The organism is Aquimarina sp. MAR_2010_214, from assembly GCF_002846555.1.
Classification (GTDB): domain Bacteria; phylum Bacteroidota; class Bacteroidia; order Flavobacteriales; family Flavobacteriaceae; genus Aquimarina.
Genome location: NZ_PJMS01000001.1, coordinates 3,492,211 through 3,511,937, shown reverse-complemented (window position 1 = coordinate 3,511,937; position 19,727 = coordinate 3,492,211). Strand labels below are relative to the sequence as shown.

The 19,727-nt window shown below is 32.3% G+C and carries 18 protein-coding genes; 8 read left to right on the top strand and 10 right to left on the bottom strand.

Going from position 1 to position 19,727, the window contains the following annotated elements; genetic code table 11:
• Nucleotides 1–2: 2 nt before the first annotated feature.
• From ATE84_RS15080 to ATE84_RS15040, 9 genes are all read right to left on the bottom strand, one after another.
• A complete protein-coding gene (locus ATE84_RS15080; protein WP_101448748.1) occupies nt 3–584 on the bottom strand; it encodes a cytochrome c oxidase subunit 3 in 582 nt (193 codons plus the stop codon).
• Nucleotides 585–1,109, bottom strand: coding sequence for a hypothetical protein (locus ATE84_RS15075; protein WP_101448747.1), 525 nt, complete (start codon nt 1,107–1,109; stop codon nt 585–587). It lies immediately after the preceding gene.
• On the bottom strand, nt 1,110–2,084 hold the full coding sequence (locus ATE84_RS15070) for a DUF438 domain-containing protein (protein WP_101448746.1): 975 nt from the start codon (nt 2,082–2,084) through the stop codon (nt 1,110–1,112).
• Nucleotides 2,085–3,860 carry a nitric oxide reductase activation protein NorD gene (locus ATE84_RS15065; RefSeq protein WP_101448745.1) on the bottom strand — a complete coding sequence of 592 codons (1,776 nt, stop codon included), beginning with the start codon at nt 3,858–3,860 and terminating at the stop codon, nt 2,085–2,087.
• 75 nt (nt 3,861–3,935) lie between these two features.
• Nucleotides 3,936–4,757, bottom strand: a complete 822-nt coding sequence (locus ATE84_RS15060) for a CbbQ/NirQ/NorQ/GpvN family protein (RefSeq protein ID WP_199176925.1) — start codon at nt 4,755–4,757, stop codon at nt 3,936–3,938.
• 166 nt (nt 4,758–4,923) lie between these two features.
• Nucleotides 4,924–6,924: a TonB-dependent siderophore receptor gene (locus ATE84_RS15055; protein WP_101448744.1), complete on the bottom strand. Its 2,001-nt coding sequence runs from the start codon at nt 6,922–6,924 to the stop codon at nt 4,924–4,926.
• 70 nt (nt 6,925–6,994) lie between these two features.
• Entirely contained in the window at nt 6,995–8,653 is a 1,659-nt protein-coding gene (locus tag ATE84_RS15050) for a nitrite reductase (RefSeq protein WP_101448743.1), read from the bottom strand.
• Between the two features lie 8 nt (nt 8,654–8,661).
• Nucleotides 8,662–10,011: a cbb3-type cytochrome c oxidase subunit I gene (locus ATE84_RS15045; protein ID WP_101448742.1), complete on the bottom strand. Its 1,350-nt coding sequence runs from the start codon at nt 10,009–10,011 to the stop codon at nt 8,662–8,664.
• Nucleotides 10,012–10,030: 19 nt separating this feature from the next.
• Complete coding sequence (locus ATE84_RS15040; RefSeq protein ID WP_101448741.1) at nt 10,031–10,465, bottom strand: cytochrome c; 435 nt, start codon at nt 10,463–10,465, stop codon at nt 10,031–10,033.
• Nucleotides 10,466–10,751: 286 nt separating this feature from the next.
• Between ATE84_RS15040 and epsC the strand changes: the two genes are divergently transcribed.
• From epsC to recQ, 8 genes are all read left to right on the top strand, one after another.
• The gene (epsC, locus tag ATE84_RS15035; RefSeq protein WP_101448740.1) at nt 10,752–11,543 is read left to right on the top strand and encodes a serine O-acetyltransferase EpsC; all 792 of its coding nucleotides are present in this window, start codon (nt 10,752–10,754) and stop codon (nt 11,541–11,543) included.
• Nucleotides 11,543–12,427, top strand: a complete 885-nt coding sequence (gene cysM, locus ATE84_RS15030) for a cysteine synthase CysM (RefSeq protein WP_101448739.1) — start codon at nt 11,543–11,545, stop codon at nt 12,425–12,427. Before epsC ends, cysM begins: the two co-directional genes overlap by 1 nt.
• 175 nt (nt 12,428–12,602) lie before the next feature.
• Nucleotides 12,603–13,241 (top strand): class I SAM-dependent methyltransferase, encoded by a 639-nt coding sequence (locus tag ATE84_RS15025; protein WP_101448738.1) that lies wholly within the window; start codon nt 12,603–12,605, stop codon nt 13,239–13,241.
• Nucleotides 13,242–13,327: 86 nt separating this feature from the next.
• Nucleotides 13,328–13,894, top strand: a complete 567-nt coding sequence (locus tag ATE84_RS15020) for a Crp/Fnr family transcriptional regulator (protein WP_101448737.1) — start codon at nt 13,328–13,330, stop codon at nt 13,892–13,894.
• A gap of 185 nt (nt 13,895–14,079) precedes the next feature.
• A complete protein-coding gene (locus tag ATE84_RS15015) occupies nt 14,080–14,982 on the top strand; it encodes a DUF6268 family outer membrane beta-barrel protein (protein WP_101448736.1) in 903 nt (300 codons plus the stop codon).
• 31 nt (nt 14,983–15,013) lie between these two features.
• Nucleotides 15,014–15,430 carry a hypothetical protein gene (locus ATE84_RS15010; RefSeq protein ID WP_101448735.1) on the top strand — a complete coding sequence of 139 codons (417 nt, stop codon included), beginning with the start codon at nt 15,014–15,016 and terminating at the stop codon, nt 15,428–15,430.
• The gene (locus tag ATE84_RS15005; RefSeq protein WP_101448734.1) at nt 15,427–16,344 is read left to right on the top strand and encodes an NmrA family NAD(P)-binding protein; all 918 of its coding nucleotides are present in this window, start codon (nt 15,427–15,429) and stop codon (nt 16,342–16,344) included. Before ATE84_RS15010 ends, ATE84_RS15005 begins: the two co-directional genes overlap by 4 nt.
• Before the next feature lie 70 nt (nt 16,345–16,414).
• Nucleotides 16,415–18,544, top strand: coding sequence for a DNA helicase RecQ (recQ, locus tag ATE84_RS15000; RefSeq protein WP_101448733.1), 2,130 nt, complete (start codon nt 16,415–16,417; stop codon nt 18,542–18,544).
• Here recQ and ATE84_RS14995 read toward each other — a convergent pair.
• Nucleotides 18,541–19,497 carry a hypothetical protein gene (locus ATE84_RS14995; RefSeq protein WP_143273648.1) on the bottom strand — a complete coding sequence of 319 codons (957 nt, stop codon included), beginning with the start codon at nt 19,495–19,497 and terminating at the stop codon, nt 18,541–18,543. The two genes, recQ and ATE84_RS14995, sit on opposite strands and share 4 nt — an antisense overlap.
• Nucleotides 19,498–19,727 lie beyond the last annotated feature (230 nt).

The following is a 19,727-nucleotide window of genomic DNA, read 5'->3' as shown; positions in this document are numbered from 1 at the left end:
TTTTAAAAAAGTAAATACATTATAGGAAAAAGAAGTAACCATATTAAATCGCACATATGCCAAAATGCAGCACTGGCTTCTACATCTTCAATTGTGGTTGATTTTTTTTCTTTTAGGATTCCATAATAAATGGTAATCAAAATCACCAAACCAACAATAACATGTACTACATGAAAAAGGGTAAGCATCCAATAAAAACTAAAAAAAGTATTATATCCCATACCTAAACCAGCTTCAATTTTATCATAATATTCAATAGTTTTTAATAGTAAAAAAAGCATTCCAAAAAACATTGTCAACAATAAGTATTGTTTTGCTTTTTGTGTATTCTGAGTTTTCAGTTCTCGTACACTTATTGCCATTAAAAAACCACTTGTCAATAAAAAAATAGTATTCATCATCCCAAAAGTGGGATTTAATAGTAATCTCGAAGTATGAAAAATATCTGGTTCTTGCTTACCATAAAACACCATAACAATCAAAGCAATTCCAAAGGTTAATAATTCCAAATAAATGATGATCCATAACAAGATTCCTCCCGGTGGATAAAATATGTTTTTATGATCTATTTCTGATATTTTCATTTATTGTCTTTTTATTCTTTGCAAATTTCTTTCTTTTATTAAAAAAGTCTCCGTTTGAACTATATTCCAGCTTTTTTCCTGAGATTCGTTTACCCCTCTCACTTTGATTGTAATAGACAATGTATCTGATGATCTTACTAAAGTGATATCATCTATCGTATTTTGAATGGCTGAATTAACTGCCATATTGGGACATCTATTTAATTTATACACCACCAACATATCACCAGAAAACCATTGTAATAAAGTATTTAAATGCTCGGGGTTACATTCATCATTGATATTCATTTCTTTTAATAATTGACACTTGACTTTTAAAGAATTGGTATTACATTCATTTCCATAGGCATATAAATACCAAGACAATAATACTTTTTCGGGAGCGTCTAAAGTTTTTAAATCAGAGTACTGTACCTCATTATTTTTCACAAACACTAATGAATACTCTTTTGTGTTTTGCTTACAAGCGAGGAGTAACACAAAAACAAATAGCATTATTACAATATTCTTACCCTGATATTTCATTTAATCCCAATCTAACAATCGTTTTTCACCTTTCAGTTTTTGAATATCGGTTACATCCTGAGACATTTCGATAACTCCTTTATAATTTTTGTTTTTATCTCTAATAGCAAAGTATCTGATATGAATTACCTGACCTCTATAATTAAACCAGAACTCTGCAACATCTTTTGTACCTGCTCTAAATTCATCTACAATACGCAATACCATATCCACACTTTTGGGCGGATGACAAAAACGAACTTCTCTTCCTATAATTCCTTTACTTCTGGGAAAAACCCTATCCTCTCCCCGATTATAAAAAATAACTTTATCATTTTCATCTACATATGTAATATCAACTGGTAAATATCGAAGTAATAAGTTTACCTGATCAGGAGTCATATATCCTTCATCATAATGAAAAGTATTCTCTAACGAAAAAGATAAATCACGTTCTGTAAAATCTTCGCTTGGATGAATATATGATGCTTCTCTTTCAGGATATGGAATTGGTTTTTCGGATAACATCCACCCCATTTCTTCGTCTCCTTCATAAAACTCTTTCCAGTCTGCTTCGGAAAGTATTTGCATAGCATTAGGAAATAATCGCATATCTTCGATAATCAAAAGACGTTTTATACCTTCAATTAAATATGGAAGGTTTTCTGATATTTTAGAAGTATTTCTCTCTGCATTGTACGTATTCAATAACCTTATCTGGTCTCTTAAATTATCATGAAACGACCACATACCACGACTGGGGCCATTCCAACCATGCTTTTCTAAGTAGGGAAATAATTGGTTTTCTTTTCGAGCAAATCGTTTTTCTATTGTAGTTAGCTGATTGAATATATTAAAATACTTTTGAAAATCTTTTACCGCATCTGCTTCGTATAATTCTGATAATAATTCCTGAATTAGTTCACTTTCCTGATAATACACTTTTACCGGATGTCCCTCTGGTAATTTTTCTATTTCTGATAAAAAAGAGTTCATTTAATTTTGGTGTTTAATCTTCTCGTAGAGTTTTACTAATGATTGTAGTAGTTCTACTGGTGTTGTTAAAATTTGATAATGGTTTTGCCCAAACATCTGTGGCAAATAGTATTTTGCCTGTGCTTCAATTGCCAGGGCATATGAATTTATTTGGCGTTCATTAAGTTCTCGTAAGGCTTGTTTTATATCATTGATTCCATATTTCCCTTCATATCTATCATAATCATTTGGTTTTCCATCAGAAATAAGAATAATCCATTTGTTCTTCGTATTTCTTTTATCCAATAATGCTCCCGAATGTCGAAGTGCCGGTCCTATGCGAGTATATCCTCCAGGCTCTACAGCTCCTATTTTAAATTTTGCTTTACTCCAATTATCATCAAAACCTTTGATTGTTACATAACTAGAATGATTTCTGGTTTTCGAATAGAAACAATTGATTGAGAAATCGATATTAAATTCATCTAATATTTCACCAAAAAGAATGGAAACTTGTTTTTCTACATCGATAACCCGATTACCAGCAGCATAGCCATCACTAGATAAACTACTATCTAACAATAGTAAAATGGATAGGTCTTTTTCTTTTTTTTGTTTTGATAAATATATTTTTTCAGATGGAGTTACTCCAGAATGTACATCGACAAACAAATCGGTTATGGCATCTAAATCAAATTCTTCTCCTTGTGTTTGTCTACGTTGCTGTTGGTATCTATTATTAACTGTTGTCAACATTTTTCGTAAACCAAGCAGCGTAGATCCATTCTTAGATATTGTTTTTTTATAATATTCTACATCTGTTTTTAGAATGGTTTTGGGATATACTTTACAGAAATTGTCTTTATAGGTGCGCTTTGCATAATCCCATTCATCATAAGGGATAAAATATCCTTTTTCATTTCTTTCGGCACTTTCTGCAATGGTTGTATTTTCTATAAAATCCGCCTGATAAACCGAATGTGCGGTGTCATCAACTCGCACAGTGTACTTCATATTTAAATCTTCTAAAGCATTAGCATGATCATCTAGCTCATCATCTCCATCCATGTTTCTGAAATTCCCTCCGAATTCATCTGCCGTTTCCACCTTTTCAAACTGATGTTGTAAGACAGCATCTTCTACTTGTTTTTCATCTATCTGAATTGAAATTATTTCCTCTACCGCATTAGCTTTCAACGTTGTTTTTGGCTGCTCTGGATTAGTAGTTTTTATTTTTTCGGTGAAGTTATTCAAAGTATCATTGAGCATTTCTTCAGGAATATTGCGCATCCACTTCCCATAAATAAATGAATAATCTACTGGTGTTTCTTTTTTAGTTTTTTTGGTATAATATTCTATGAATTTTTGATAATAATTCTCGGTGATCGGAAAGTCTTCAAATAAATACTTCAGTACTTTTGATGAAGTATCTAAGGCTAGTGTTCGGGATTCGTCTACAGAATGTTCTGAGGTGTCATTCCAATTCAAATCTAAATTTTTTTGAGTAGCTAGATACAATACCCTGAACAGATAAAAAGAAATATTTTCTTCGACTGATAAGAATTCAGCATATTTTGAAGGTAAAAAGAAGTTGTTATTTTTATAACCACCTTCTCTTTCAGCTTCATAAATTTCGATAGGTTTACCTGTAATGGCTCTTGCAAAAATGGTTAAACGAGGTTTTATGTCATTTAATGTTATTGCATAAGCCAAGTTTGCTTCCTTTTTCTTTCTACGCCGTTTGAAATAATGGGCAAACTTGGTAAAGATATATTCATCTGGTTCAAACTCAAACATGTTTTCTAATATTGATCTGTTACATTTCGGTATAGTGTAGCTAAACATTCATTACCAAACATTCTATATTTTAAATTATATCATCAAGTCACATAGATCTTTTAAAGCATTGATCACCTCAAGATCATCTGTGAGAGGTTCTACGATAGCCACATGTGCTGCGAGACGTTTTGGCAAACCAGAATGAATTAATTTTGCGGCATCTACCAGCAGTCGTGTAGAAACGGTTTCAGTTAAGCCTAACTCGGTTAAGTTTCTAATTTTGTTTGCAATATTTACTAGTTTTTTGGCATCAGCCGGAAGAATATCTGTTTCATTTATCAAAATATCTGCTTCGATTTTAGAATCTGGATAATCAAAAGATATTGCCACAAAACGCTGCCTTGTTGAAGGTTTTAACTCTTTAAACCCTCGTTGATACCCTGGATTAAAAGAGGCAACTAACATAAAATCTGGGTGCGCTTTTATGGTTTCTCCTAATTTATCGATAAACAATTCTCTTCTATGATCTGTAAGTGAGTGAATAGCAACAATCACATCTGGTCTTGCCTCTGCAATTTCATCCAAATAAAGAATGGCTCCTGTTTTAACTGCGGTAGTTAATGGGCCGTCCAACCAGATGGTCTCGGCTCCTTTGATAATATACCTACCTATTAAATCTGTAGAAGAGGTCTCTTCATGACAACTAACTGTAATTAGGGGCTTGCTTAATTGATACGCCATATACTCAATAAACCTTGATTTACCGGTACCTGTAGGTCCTTTTAATAAAAACGGAATTTTGCTTTTGTAAGAATGTTCAAAAACTTCTATTTCCTTTTTTATTGGTTTATAGAATGGTATCATTAATTTCTTAGAATTAATATTATTTTTTTCTTCAGTTGTAATACTTGGCATCATCAAACATTTATATAAGGTCTAAAAAGTGATCGTATAAAACAGAAGTAACTTTGATATGGGGGCTTCACAGAATATTCTAAGTTTTATACAAACTAGTAAAACACTAACTTGGGATCACTTTCTAGACCTTGTTATTCACTATTATGATTTAATTTGTTTATCACTAAAAACGATAACTTGTTTTTACAAAAAACGACCTACCCCATAATTGCATATTTCTGGAGTGAGCACTACCTGCTTCATCTACTGCTTCAATATCCTGTACATCAAATAAGTTTTTGGCTCCTATAGAAGCTATGAAAGAGTTTTTAAAAAATCTTTTAGAAATAGTTGTGTTTAGATTATTAAAACTTTTTCTAGTCGTCTTCATCAAATTATTTGCATTATCTGGGTCAATAATAAACCCTTCTCTTTCGCCAGAAAATTTATAGAAGACATCCAATGCTACACTTACTTTTTCAAGCTCATAACTTAAATTCACAGAGACCTCGGGAGAATATAGATATTCAATAGAATCGAATTTCTCATTGTATTTATTGTATCGCCCTATTAATGAAAAATTTGTTTTTACTAATAAAGATGTAATAGGTTTATAAGAAAGTTTGAGTGTACCTCCCAAAGATTTAAATTTGTCAATATTGATGTATTGTCTTTCATTATCAACAAATTCACTTAAAGCTATCAAATTTGAAATTTCATTATAGAAAAATGATGGTTCTACAGAAAAGTATTTAGAAACACCTAATGGTTGGTGAAAATTATAATTCAAATTAAAACTATTTGATTTTTCTACCTCCAGATCTTCGTTTCCATTTATAATATAAGTCACTGGGCCTGCACTTATTTGAAAATCTAAATAAGTCTCTTTTAAAGAAGGTGCTCTAAAACCTTGTGCATACGAAAGACGTATCTTATGATTATTCCCTAATTTATAAAGCGTATTAAATGCTGGTGAAAGCAATGAGCCATAATTACTATTCCATGTATATCTGGCAGCTGGTTGAACTTCCAGGTTTTTCGTTAGTTTATAATTTAAGCTTCCGTAAAAAGCCGAAGTAAATAACGATTGTTCTTCATCCAAAATTCTACTTCCTTTTGTATATTCATTATTAATATCGGTCCCGAAAGCATAGTTAACAACTTCAGATTGTACATTTTTACCTAATTGCGCCTTTACTCCCGAGTAATTAAATTTGACAATATTATCTTCTTTGCTATCACTCTCTGATAGTTTACGTTCTAAAGTCGTTGGATCAACATCAAAAGTGTCATGATATCTTTGATAATCTAGATATGAAACAGTTGCAGTTATAAATTTGTTATTAAATATATCTCCTTTTATGTTCAAATTATTATCAATTCTTCTGGTATGATAATCTTTATCTTTAATATCTCCTCTCCTATCTGGATCTCCGACAGAAAACAACTTTTCTTTAGAGAAATTTCCGTCGTAGACTACGTCTAATTTGCCAAAATTCCTCGTATATGAAATTCCTCCAAAATATTGATTCCTTTCTTCCCAGTTAAGATTTCTAAGAGCGTCGTTAGTGCTTAATCCATCAAAATCATAATAACCTCCATTAAGATTCAATTGGTTTTTTCCAAATTTATACCCCAGGTTTCCATTAACCGTTAAAGCATTAATATCTTCATAATAAGTAGATACATCTCCTTTAAGGATTTCAGTTTGATTTTTCTTAGAAATAAGATTTATAATTCCTCCAGAAGCATCTGTTCCATAAAAAACAGACACAGGGCCTTCAATAATTTCGACTCTTTCAATACTTGATAGATTGATTTGATTTAAATCAATAATACCATTTAGTCTTCCCATAAAAGGGACTCCATCCTTTAGAATTTTTATGTTTTCTTTTGAAATTCCTTGTATTTCTATACTTGTACCAAAAACCGAGTTTTGTGATAAATCTATATTTGATTCTTGTTGTAATAATTCTCTTAAGTTATTAGCTGCTTTTTTTTGAATTGTTTTTGAAGGTATTGCATGTACTTTATATACTGCGTTTTTTTCTGAATATGGTGTATATTGTGCCGTAATCACAACTTCTTCTAGTTGTTCTACATCTACAGAATCGCGCTCTTTTTTTTGAGCAAAACTCGATGTATATACTAAAAGCATACCTAATACTAATCGATAGGCTCTCATATTTTTTCTTTTTATTTATAAAGCCCATTGACAGAAGTATTATCATACACTATCAATGGGCATAAAATATTTAGTAAATATCGTGGGTTGTATTGTAAACATTAAACTTACCAGTTGGGTTTTCTACCCAATCCCCCTGAATGATTTGTTTAACTTTTAGTGTTTTATCATTATAGATTACTACAGCACTTTTCTCTCCCATAAAATAAGAAACCCAAACTTCATTACCTGCTTTATTGTATTCCATATGAACGGCTCTACCGTTTACTCCTTCTGGAGCAGGAAGTGTTTTCTTTAACTCTAATGTATTCGTATCAAAAACATCAACTACAGAGTTTAATTTGGCATCTGGATTTAATGTTCTATCGACCCATAAATTTTTAGATTTTGGATGTGATTTTACAAATAGTGCTCCACCACCACTACCAGGAGCTTTGGCTTCTTTAACAACTGTCCATTGCCCCTCTCCCGGATTCGTCTTAATAAACGATAGTTTATTTTCTCCTAAGTGAGAAGTTACCCAAAGATTTCCTAATTTGTTTTTAATATTTGTTCCTCTCCCCGGGTGAGGTTTGATACCTGTTTCTATGATTTTTACCAATTTTTTATTAGGTACATCAATCACTACAATTTTATTACTGGCATTTGCTGCAACTAAGAAATAATGTCCTGTAGAATCCCATCCTCCATCATGCAAAAACCTTGCTGAAGGAATTTGAGTCATCTCTGGTTTTCTAGGATCTGTGTAGTCTACAATCCAAACCATCCCTGTTTCTTTCACATTACAAATCCATACCGGATCTGTATGTGATGCCACAATCGATGCTACACGGGCTTCTTCTATAAATTCTTTCTCTCCATCACATGCATTACCCGATGTTGTGGTTACACTTAAAGGTTCTAATGTCTGAGCATCCAAAATAGCTATATGACTTGGGCTATATCCTCCAAAGACCAGATATTTATCTTCGAAACCTTTATATTTTGACACCTCTACAGAACGTGCATCAAAACCACCTTTAACTTCTGCAACAATGGTTGGTGTTTCGGTATAGGTATCTATCATCGTTATTCTACCATCCCTCCCAACAGAATAAATATATCTTCCAGAAGCAGAAGTTCTTAAAATATGAACCGCAAAACCGGTCTTAAGTACGGCTAATTTTTCTTTTGTATCTCCATCTATTATAGCCACTTTACCAGCATCCCTCATGATCACTCCGAAATAATTATCTATATTTCTTTTATGTTCTGGTTTGGTAGGTCTATCTGCAACAGGAACTATTAATTTCCAACTTGCCTTTATTTCACCAATTCCATACGGTGGAATTGCAGGTGGATCTACCTGTAAAAAACGTGTTAGTAATTCAATATCATTTTCTGGCAAAATACCTTTCCACTCCGGCATACCACTAGGAGTACCGTTTTCTATAAAGGTTCTAATCCCAGCCGTGCCCAGATTTTTCATAGATACATATTTCCCATCTCCATCAGGTAATAATGAAGGTCCTGTAGCTCCTTTTCTACTTGATCCGTGACATCCTGCACATTTATCAAAATAGATTTGACTACCTCTTTCTATTTCTGCATCAGATATTTGAATCCCCTTAGTTGTTTCTGTGTCTACTTTTTTAGAATAATCAGGTTCTCCTCCTTTTTTATCGCTTTTGCAACTCACTGCAATTGCTAACAAAGCAATACATAATACGTTTAGTTTTAAGTTTTTCATGATATCAATTAATTATATGATTCGTCTTGTAATTCTATAGCTTCATCATTAGGGCGACCATGTTTTATAAAATCCATAATGTATAATACTATACCAATTGTTAATACTGTAGCACATAGAAGAAGTACTACAAAATGAATGCTTATTTCGTTTTGCACTTGCATAAAATCCATTTTGAACTTACGTTCTAAGTATACCTGTGCTACTCCTGCAACTCCAAAAGCAACTGTCATCCCTATCATACCGATATTCGACAACCAAAAAGCAGCTCTTCCGCGCGGACTTAGGTATAATTTTCTACCAGTCATATTGGGTAAACTATAACTAATAATAGCAAGAACGATCATAGCATATGCGCCCCAAAAAGCAAGATGACCATGCATAGCTGTTACTAGGGTTCCGTGTGTGTATAAATTAGTTTGAGGTAAGGTATGAGCAAAACCTAATAACCCAGCACCTAAAAATGATACAATAGCAGCCCCTAAAGTCCAGAATAAAGCAAGTTTATTGGGATGTCTTTTTTCGCCTTTACGATACATATTTACCGCAAATAGTGCCATTGCCAAGAATGCTAAAGGTTCTAGTGCAGAGAATATACCTCCGACAATTAACCATATCTTATTCACCCCTATATAATAGTAATGGTGTCCTGTTCCTAAAACGCCTGATAAGAATGTTAATCCTACAATTACATATAACCACTTTTCGATAACTTCTCGATCTACTCCGGTAAGCTTGATTAATAAGAACGATAAGATCCCTCCCATGATCAACTCCCAAACACCTTCTACCCATAAATGTACTACCCACCAACGAAAGAAAGAATCTGTTACCTGGCTATCAAAAGGAAGCATTCCTGGAATATAAAGTAGAGCGGCAAATAATAATCCCATAGAGAGTACCAAAGCCGTAGTCGTTCTTCGTTTACCTTTAAACAAAGTGGCTAATATTAATCCTAAAAATAACAATACATTAATAACGACTAAGTAGTCCAATTGTCTAGGTATTTCTAGGAATTTACGCCCTTCCCACCAATTAAAATGATAACCAATTATAGCTGCAACACCTACTAAGGCCAAAGAAATTAGTTGTACATAAGCTAATTTCACATTTACCAATTCTCGTTGAGCTTCTTCGGGAATGATATAATATGCTGCTCCCATGAACCCTGATAACAACCAAACTACTAATAAATTGGTATGCACTGCTCTGGCTGTATTAAAAGGAATAAACTCATGTAATCCATCCATGCCAATACGAGCAAAGCCCATAATAAATCCATAAGTAATTTGTAAGACTAACAGTAGCATAGATAAGGCAAAGAACCAATACGCTACTTTTTGAGATTTATATTTCATCTATGTATATTTTAATTAGTTAGTTTTTGTCTTTTGCTAATGGAGACACGACAGTATCAAAACCATTAAGATCTATATCATCAATCCAGTCAAAAAAGGCGATAAGATCACCTGCTTCTTCCTCAGAAAAACCATAAGCAACCATTTTTCTACCATTAGGCGCCCAAGGAACAGGGGTCATTAAAACTGCTTTTACATATCCTTCTCCCCTTCGATCTAAAACCTTTGTTAATTCTGGTGCGTAATAGGCTCCTTCTCCCAAAATAGTATGACACCCCATACAGTTGTTGGTTTCCCACAGTGTTTTTCCTCGCACCACCTGTTCTGTTATTTCGGTGTAATTTGATTGATCCTGATCCTCACTAAAAGAGTATATTGTCAATCCAATAAATGCTAAAAAAGTGACCAATGTTCCTCCCAAAAAGAAATTTCGTGCTTGTTTTTTAGATAACATAGTTACTATTAATTTAAATTAGTATAAAAAGACCTTTTTATCTTTAATTTTGTAAAAATAAAAAAAGGAGTTATAGACAAATATGATTTATATCATAAAACAATTCATAATGATTTGTTAAACAAAACACTTTGTTTTTATCAGAAGATTAACTAAATTTTACAAAATACAGTTAATCACATCTTTCATTTGTTATTATTATTCTAAAAATGTAAGGATTTGCGATTAAATAAGACTTTTATATTCTTTATTCTATATATTTACTAGAGTTTTCAAAAAGACTGTAATGACCAAAGAGAAAGATAAAATTATTGCTAAAATAAGGGAGCAGAAAAAGAACCCTAATCTTAAGCTTAAGCTAAAAGAAAGAACTGAATATTTTACAAATTTGCTTTTTTATACGCTATTTGATACGGATACAGAAGTTGCAAAAAATATAGATATTCTAGAGCAAACTTTTGAAGAACTTGTAGATTTAGCTTGTTGGGAAACAGAAAAACCCTGTAGCAAACTCTGGCAATCATACTTAGAAAAATTACCTAGTATATTAGAAAAACTAAATCTGGATGCACAAGCTTTTATGAAAAGTGATCCTGCTGCAAATTCAATAGAAGAAATTTACATGGCCTACCCTGGTTTTTATGCTATTGCAATCTACAGATTAAGTCATGAGCTTCTTAAATTTGGTTTACCTCTAGTTCCTCGATTAATGACAGAATACTCACATCGTTTGACAGGTACCGATATTAACCCCGGAGCAACAATAGGAGAATCGTTTTTTATCGATCACGCAACCGGTATTGTTATCGGAGAAACAGTAATTATAAAAGATAATGTAAAAATATATCAAGGTGTGACCCTTGGAGGATTATATGTAGACAGAAAACTTCGGAATGTAAAGCGTCATCCAACAGTAGAAAACAATGTAACTATCTATGCCAATGCTACTATATTGGGAGGTAGTACTGTAATTGGAGCTAATAGTACTATTGGAGGTAATGCATGGATTACTTCTTCGGTTCCCGAAAATTCTATTATTACGAATACATCAGAAATTAAGATCAAAAAAGTTGTTTAATGTCGCATAACATTTTAGACCTGATAGGAAACACTCCTTTGGTAAAGGCTACTTCCTTAATTGACAATCCAAATATTACATTATATCTAAAGCTAGAAGGACATAACCCAGGAGGAAGTGTTAAAGATCGTGCTGCATATAATATGATCCGATCTGCATTAGATCGTGGTGATATTGATCAAAACACTAAACTTATTGAAGCGACAAGTGGTAATACCGGTATTGCTTTGGCAATGATTACAGGAATATTTAAACTTGATATTGAATTGGTAATGCCCGAAAACTCAACTAAAGAACGAGTACAAACGATGCGTGCATTTGGCGCAAAAGTAACGCTTACCTCTGCTGATATTGGCATAGAAGGTTCTAGAGATTATGCAGAAGATAAAGTAAAAAATGAAGGCTACGTAATGCTTAATCAATTTGCTAATGATGATAATTGGCGTGCTCATTATAAAACTACAGGACCCGAAATCTGGAGAGATACTCTAGGTCAAATTACACATTTTGTATCTTCTATGGGAACTACAGGAACCATTATGGGAACATCAACGTATCTAAAGGAACAGTCAAAAGATATACAAATTGTTGGTGTACAACCAACTAATGAATCCAGAATACCAGGTATACGTAAATGGCCAAAAGAATATCTTCCAAAAATATTTAACCCTGATAAGGTAGATCAAGTTGTAGAAGTGAGTCAGGAAGAAGCTACTGCTATGGCGAAAAGACTAGCCAAAGAAGAAGGTGTTTTTTCTGGAATGAGTAGTGGCGGAGCTGTTGCAGCAGCACTAAAATTAGCTAAAACTTTAGAAAATGGTGTATTAGTTGCCATTATTTGTGATCGTGGAGATCGATACCTAAGTTCTGATTTATTTGAGTAATTTCCTCTAAATATTTTAATTAAACAGTAAAAAATATCATTACGTAAGTTTTACCAGAATTTGACTATTCACAGTTTTTCTATGAATTATACTGATTTTTCATCGATGATCTATATTCTTTATATTTTTGAAGTAGTGACTAGAGGATTTATCATTTCAAAATAATTAAAGAAAAATGGATAAGTACCAGGAAACATTTGCAACATGGAATAAGATAGCTCAAATTTATGAAGACAAGTTTATGAATTTGGACTTGTATAATGATACCTACGACATTTTCTGTGAATTAATTTCTAAGAACAATCCATATATTCTGGAAATTGGTTGTGGCCCAGGAAACATAACACGTTATCTTTTGACTAAAAACCCTAACTACAAAATAAAGGCTATCGATAACTCTGCACATATGATCGAGTTGGCAAGAAAAAATAACGTTAGTGCTGAAGTACTCTTAATGGATAGTAGAGAAATACATACAATATCTCAAAAATTTGACGCCATTATTTGTGGGTTTTGTATCCCCTACTTATCTAAATCTGATTGTTTTAAAATGATTGCGGATTGCAATAAATTACTTAACAATTCGGGAGTATTTTATATAAGTTTTGTTACCGGAAACTATAAAGATTCGGGTTACGTATCAGGAAGTAGCGGAGATAGAATGTATTTTTACTATCATGATTTAGAAAGTATTGAAAAAGAGTTAACAGCTAATTCTTTCCAAAGAAAACAATTATTACATAAAAATTACCCAAAAACAGATGGAACTGAAGAAATTCATACCATATTAATAGCAGAAAAAATAAACGGATAGTAAGCAATTGATTTTTATCAAAAAGTCGGATTTGTTAAAACAAGTGAAACTAAACCCACATGAATTTATAACGGTGATGAGCATTAATGGAAAAACTAACTAATTACATTAAAAGTTATGTAAGCATTACTGAAAAAGAATTAGAAATAGCACGCTCTTTTTTCAAACAGAGACGTATTGCAAAAGGGCAATTTGTTTTAAAAAAGGAACAATTGGTAACAGATTATTATTTTGTAGATTCTGGAGGACTCATCATATATGATATAAAAAATGATATTCAATCAACAAGATATTTTGCTTTTGAAAATGAACTCATTGCCGATATTTCAAAAATAAAATCAAAGGCTCGCTCTGATTCTTATATAAGAGCAATAGAAGATACTGTTTTGTATACAATTACATATCAGAATATGGAAAACCTCTATGAACGTTTTCCTATTTGGCAAAAATTCGGGAGGCTTGTTTGGGAGGATTCCTTCGCAAGTGTACTCTATGGTATTCATAATTTTCAATCCCTTACTGCTAAAGAACGATATCTAGACCTCCTAAAAAGATCAGATCTTATTAATAGAGTCCCTCTTAAAGATTTATCTTTATTTTTGGGTGTTACTCCCTCTTCTCTTAGCAGAATTAGAAAAGAAATCTATAAATAACATAGACAAACAACTGTTACTCCACTTATAAAACATAGTAAGATTCTTTCTTTTTCTATGCTTTCTGTTTTTTTATCACATAAACATCAAAACGGGCACCTTAATATTAAAATCATTTATTGTCATTTGGCAATTTTACGGGTACATATACAATCGACCTTTGTATAAATAGTAAACCTAAAATCATGATTAAAAAAGTATGCATCTTATCTCTACTACTTATATTCAAAATACATAGTCAGGTAAACGGAGAGGTATTTGTTTTAGATGAAGATAGAGATATTTTTTATTTGTATTACACTCCTTCGATTATGAAAGATGATCTGTTTGAATATCAAAAGGTCAATATGAAATTAGGACTACCTCCTATCAAAATGAATACTATAACAATCTATAACACTATTGGAGTCGATTATCACCATTTCAAATACCAATCTGGTGTACCAGAATTTTCAAATAGCACAGATCGGTTTTATAATATAAATTATAGCTTATTATTAAAGTATAAAATCTCAGAAAACTGGTCTTTTAATGCTTTAACAATGCCACATATAATATCAAATTTAAAAGGAAATATTGAAGCAGATGATCTCAATATTAATGGTATCGTTTTTATCGAAAAAACATTTCACAAAAAGAACAGTACAGGATATTATAAATTAACTTTTGGAGCTGGCTACCTTACAATGGCAGGTAAAACGAGTATTACCCCTACTGTAAACCTGATGGCAAGAGTAAATGATAAATTATCTTTTGTCTTAGGAATTCCAAATACATATATAAAGTACAATCTTAATGATAAACATTCTATAAAATTTCTAGGTGATCTAAACGATTTCTCTGCAAATCTAAACACTCCTATTCATCTAAGAAATACTGAAATTGATCGGGCAATATATACATCTATTTCTGCTGGATTAGAATATAATTATAGCATAAATAGCAGTTTAGGGATTATGGCACGAGGGCTATACTCCGTTTATGATAATTATGAATTGCAAGATTCTAATGAGAATACTGTATTCGATTTTAATCCAAAATCAAAACCTTCTATTACTGTTGGAATCAAATTTAATCCTTTCCATTAATTCAATGTTCTAATCTATAAAAGACTTATCCATGCATATTACAATGAAAAACAACCCTAATAAAACAAGTAATTTTAACACAAAAACATTTCTTTTTGCTTGTATTCCATCATACATATTTCCCGCAGTTATGTCCTGGGTATCAGGATGGTTTATGAATAATCCAGAAATAATGCAGGCAAGCTATACAACAATTGCTATCCCTTCTCTTATTGCAGCATGTTTGAGTTATATGCTATTATGGAGTATGGAAAAGCTTCAATTTTTTCCTGCAAATAAATTCATAAGAACCATATTACTAGTCATTGTTATGGTACTTCTGTCTTTAATTACAATAGAATTAGCGTATCTAAAATCAGAGATATTTAATATTCTTTTTTCAACTATTCTCGGTACTGCTATCACCACCTGGCGACAACCAATATCTAAAATTAAAAAACAGTCATGAATACAATAAAACCAACCATTGTTGTTTTTGGATGTACTGGGACAGTAGGATCAGAAGTAATGCATCAATTAAGTGTTAAGAACTGTATTGTTCGAGGTGTACTACGAAATCCCAATCGAGAATACCCAATCAAATTACATAAACAGTGTACAAATATAAGTTACATCAGCGCTGATTTAAAATCAAAATCACAACTTAAACATGCCTGTAAAAAAGCAGATGCTCTTTTTCTACTGACAGGAACTTCTCCCGAACAGATTGAAAATGAAGTTAATATAATCAAAATAGCTAAAGAAACCGGCATTGGCCGAATTGTTAAATTATCATCACCGATAATTCCTCCTGGTATAAAGGTCGAAGTTAGTAACTGGCATCGTAAAATTGAAGAAAGCCTTGCCAAAAGCTCAATAGATTACTGCTGCTTAAGACCGCATTCATTTATGCAAAATTGGGAACGAAATACTTTTACCATCAGACGATTTGGTAAATTTTTTGGTGCTATGGGTAATGCCTCAAGGAATTATATTGATTGTCGTGATGTTGCAGAAGTTGCTGTACACTACTTAATATCGAATCAAGCTTTACATAAAAAATCAGTTATCCTTTCTGGTCCAGAAGCTATCACAAACTATGATATGGCCGAACGGTTATCTTTTGTAACTAACAGTAAGATTGAATATATAAATATCAGTACAGAAGAGTTTTATCATACCTTAACAAAAAGAGCTAAACTACCAAAATGGTTAGCACGCCACATCGTAGAACTTGACGAATTAGCAATTAATAGTCCCGAACCTACAAATGATACGGTCGAAAAAATATTAAATCGCAAACCTCGAATAATAAATACTTACTTACAAGAATCCCGTCACCTATATACTAAAAAGCCAATCTGGAATTTCTGGAACAAATAATTACAACCAAAACAAGAATTACAAATAAAACAAATTCATTTTCACATGCTATTTTCTTTTCTTTGTAGTTATGCCAGATCAACAACTCATTTCACATACCTTAAAAGAATATTTTGGGTATGATAGCTTTCGTCCATTACAGCAAGATATCATTGCCTCTGTTTTTGCCGGAGATGATAACCTTGTTATTATGCCTACAGGAGGTGGTAAATCTATATGTTATCAGCTACCAGCACTATTGTTGCCTGGGGTAACTCTGGTAATTTCTCCTTTAATTGCTTTAATGAAAGATCAGGTAGATGGATTATTGGCAAACGGTATTAAAGCAGCTTTTATCAATAGTAGTCAGACCGAAACCGAACAACAGGAAATTTACCAAAAATTATCGGATAAAGAAATCAAGTTACTATATATCGCTCCAGAGAGTTTATCGTTTTTAGAAGTGATATTCTCACAAATAGAAATTAGTTTAATTGCAATAGATGAAGCGCATTGTATTTCTGCCTGGGGTCATGATTTTAGGCCAGCATATACACAACTGGGGTATCTTAAAAACAGGTTTCCTAAAACACCGGTTATTGCACTAACTGCTACGGCAGATAAAGCAACACGCCAAGATATTTGTGATCAGTTAAACATTTCAAATGCCAAACGATATCTTGCTTCCTTTGATCGTAAAAACCTTAGCTTAGAAGTACGACCAGGAAATAAGAGAATTGAGCAAATCATTGATTTCCTCAAAGATAAACCTAATGATAGTGGAATTATCTACTGCTTAAGTAGAAAAACTACAGAAATGCTATCTGAAAAATTGCAAAACCAGGGGTTTAATGCACAAGCATATCATGCAGGAGTCGATCATCAAAAACGATCTTCTGTTCAGGAAGGTTTTATTAATGATACCGTTCAGATAGTTTGTGCTACAATTGCTTTTGGAATGGGTATCGACAAATCAAATGTACGCTGGGTAATTCATTACAATTTGCCAAAAAATATTGAAGGGTATTATCAAGAAATTGGCCGTGCTGGTCGAGATAGTTTACCGTCCTTTACGCTACTCTTTCATAGTTATGCAGATGTAGTACAATTACAAAAGTTTGCTAACATGTCTGGCAACCAGGAAGTACAATTAGCAAAACTAGATCGTATGAAGCAATACGCTGATTCTCTGAGTTGCCGACGCAAAATTTTACTTAGCTATTTTGGAGAATTAATCGAAGAAGATTGTGGGAATTGCGATGTATGTAAGAACCCCCCAACTTTTATCGACGGGACTATTATTGCCCAAAAAGCATTATCTACAGTAACCCGAACCAAAGAACAAGAACCTATTGGTACTGTGATTGATATATTACGAGGTGCACAAAATACAGCTGTATATGATAAAGAATATCAAAACATAAAAACATATGGTATTGGTAGTGATATGCCATGGAGAGATTGGCAACAATATATCATACAATTAATCAATCAAGGATATCTGGAGATTGCTTTTCATCAAAACAATAAATTAAAACTCACTACGCTTTCGCGAAAAGTGCTATTTGAAGGAGAAAAAGTGAGCCTTGCACATTTACAAGAGTTTGAAAAAGCAAAACAAGCTGCTGCTATAAATCAAGTGGATCAGGGAGCAGCACCTAATCTATTTGAGAAACTACGTCAACTACGATTAGAATTAGCTAAAGAAGCCGGGATTCCTGCCTATCAGATTTTTAGTGATGCAACCCTTAAAGAAATGGAGAAATTTCGTCCAATAAGTGATGAAGAATTTATGCAGATTAATGGAGTTGGACGACAAAAAATGCAAAACTACGGATACCAGTTCATTAAAGCTATTATTGATTTTTCGGCAGAAAAAACAAAAAAGAAAAAAAAGAAAAGTACTAAAAAAGGGAATACTCATTTAGAAACTTTAACCTTATACCAACAAGGGCTCTCTATAGAAGAAATAGCACTCCAACGTCAACTGGCACAATCCACCATCTTCTCGCATATTATGAAACTATACGAAAATGGCGAAAGTATTGATTTAAAACATTTTGTAAGTAAAGAAGATCTTAATACTGTAAAAAACGCTAAAAAAGAATTGGACAATCCTGAAACCTTAAAACCATATTTTGAGCATTTTGAAGGAGCTATAGATTACAACACTATAAAATTGGTGTTAACAATTTTAGAAGAAAAAAGTTCAGAATCTTAGTCTTCTTCCATAGATCTAATAGCATTATGAAATAAATCTGCTAATCGTATTTCTAAATAATGAATTACTTCTTTTTGTGAAGATTTATTTTTATACATCTCGAATGTCTCTGCAATATTACGATCTTTCAATATCTTAAAATCATCAGTAGAGTTTTGAAAATCTTCTAACTTTAAGTTCCAATCCAAGAGCGTTTTTAATAGTTCTTTATGAGATATATATTTTTTTTCTAAAACTGCTAACTTTTCTACATCCACAGAATCTTTAACGGTGCTGCTATTTATTTTCCCATATACAGTATTGTATTCTTCTTCTATCGAACGGTCAAGCTGTTTTGCTTCTATCACTAATTTTAAATACGCATCGTACAATCTTTCATTATAAAACTCTATAAATTTTAAATGATTGTCAATTTGTACAAGATAATCAATAGCTAAATCCTTATACATTTTACCGCCTCCATGTTCTCTACTTATCAGCTTTTCTTTTAATATTTCTAGTGTTCCTTCCTGTTGTTGTATCAACCTGTCAAAACCTTCTCTTTTTGGTAGTGTTACTATTTGATTAGTAACTTCTTTTGGTAATCCAATAAAATGATACCTCCTATATTTAATTTCTATAGAATCGCTTTCTTTTTCTATTTCTCTTTTTACTTCCTTCCTTATCTTTTTATTTTTTTCCTTTGGCTTTTTCTCAGGGGATTCTTCTTTCTTTACTGGTATAGAATCCTCTTTTTTTGAGATGCATGGTTTTATCTTGACTTTATGTACCCCTGTAATTATATAATCATCATTGAGTATGTATCTTAAAAACTTATGGTCATTTGATTTCTCTGCATAATTATTAGTCAGCCGAACGCCTCGAACATATTTGTCGTCTAACAATCTATCATCATTACTACAGGATAAGAAAATAGTAAAGACTAAAATTAGTATGTAAAAGCCCCTTTTCAAAAGTATTGAGTTTGTGTTATTACTTTTTATAGTCTATCTTATAATAATTACAAAAATTAAAACTTCGTAATGTATCATAATTAAGACCTATGAAACGTTAAATTAAAATATTAACACTAGAGAGTGACCTCTATTAACAAGGTTTTGGAGCGTTAATAAAAACTTAATTTTTTAAGAATCAACCCTATAGTAACTGGAATTTAATAAATTAATTGTGCTTTACTATCCAA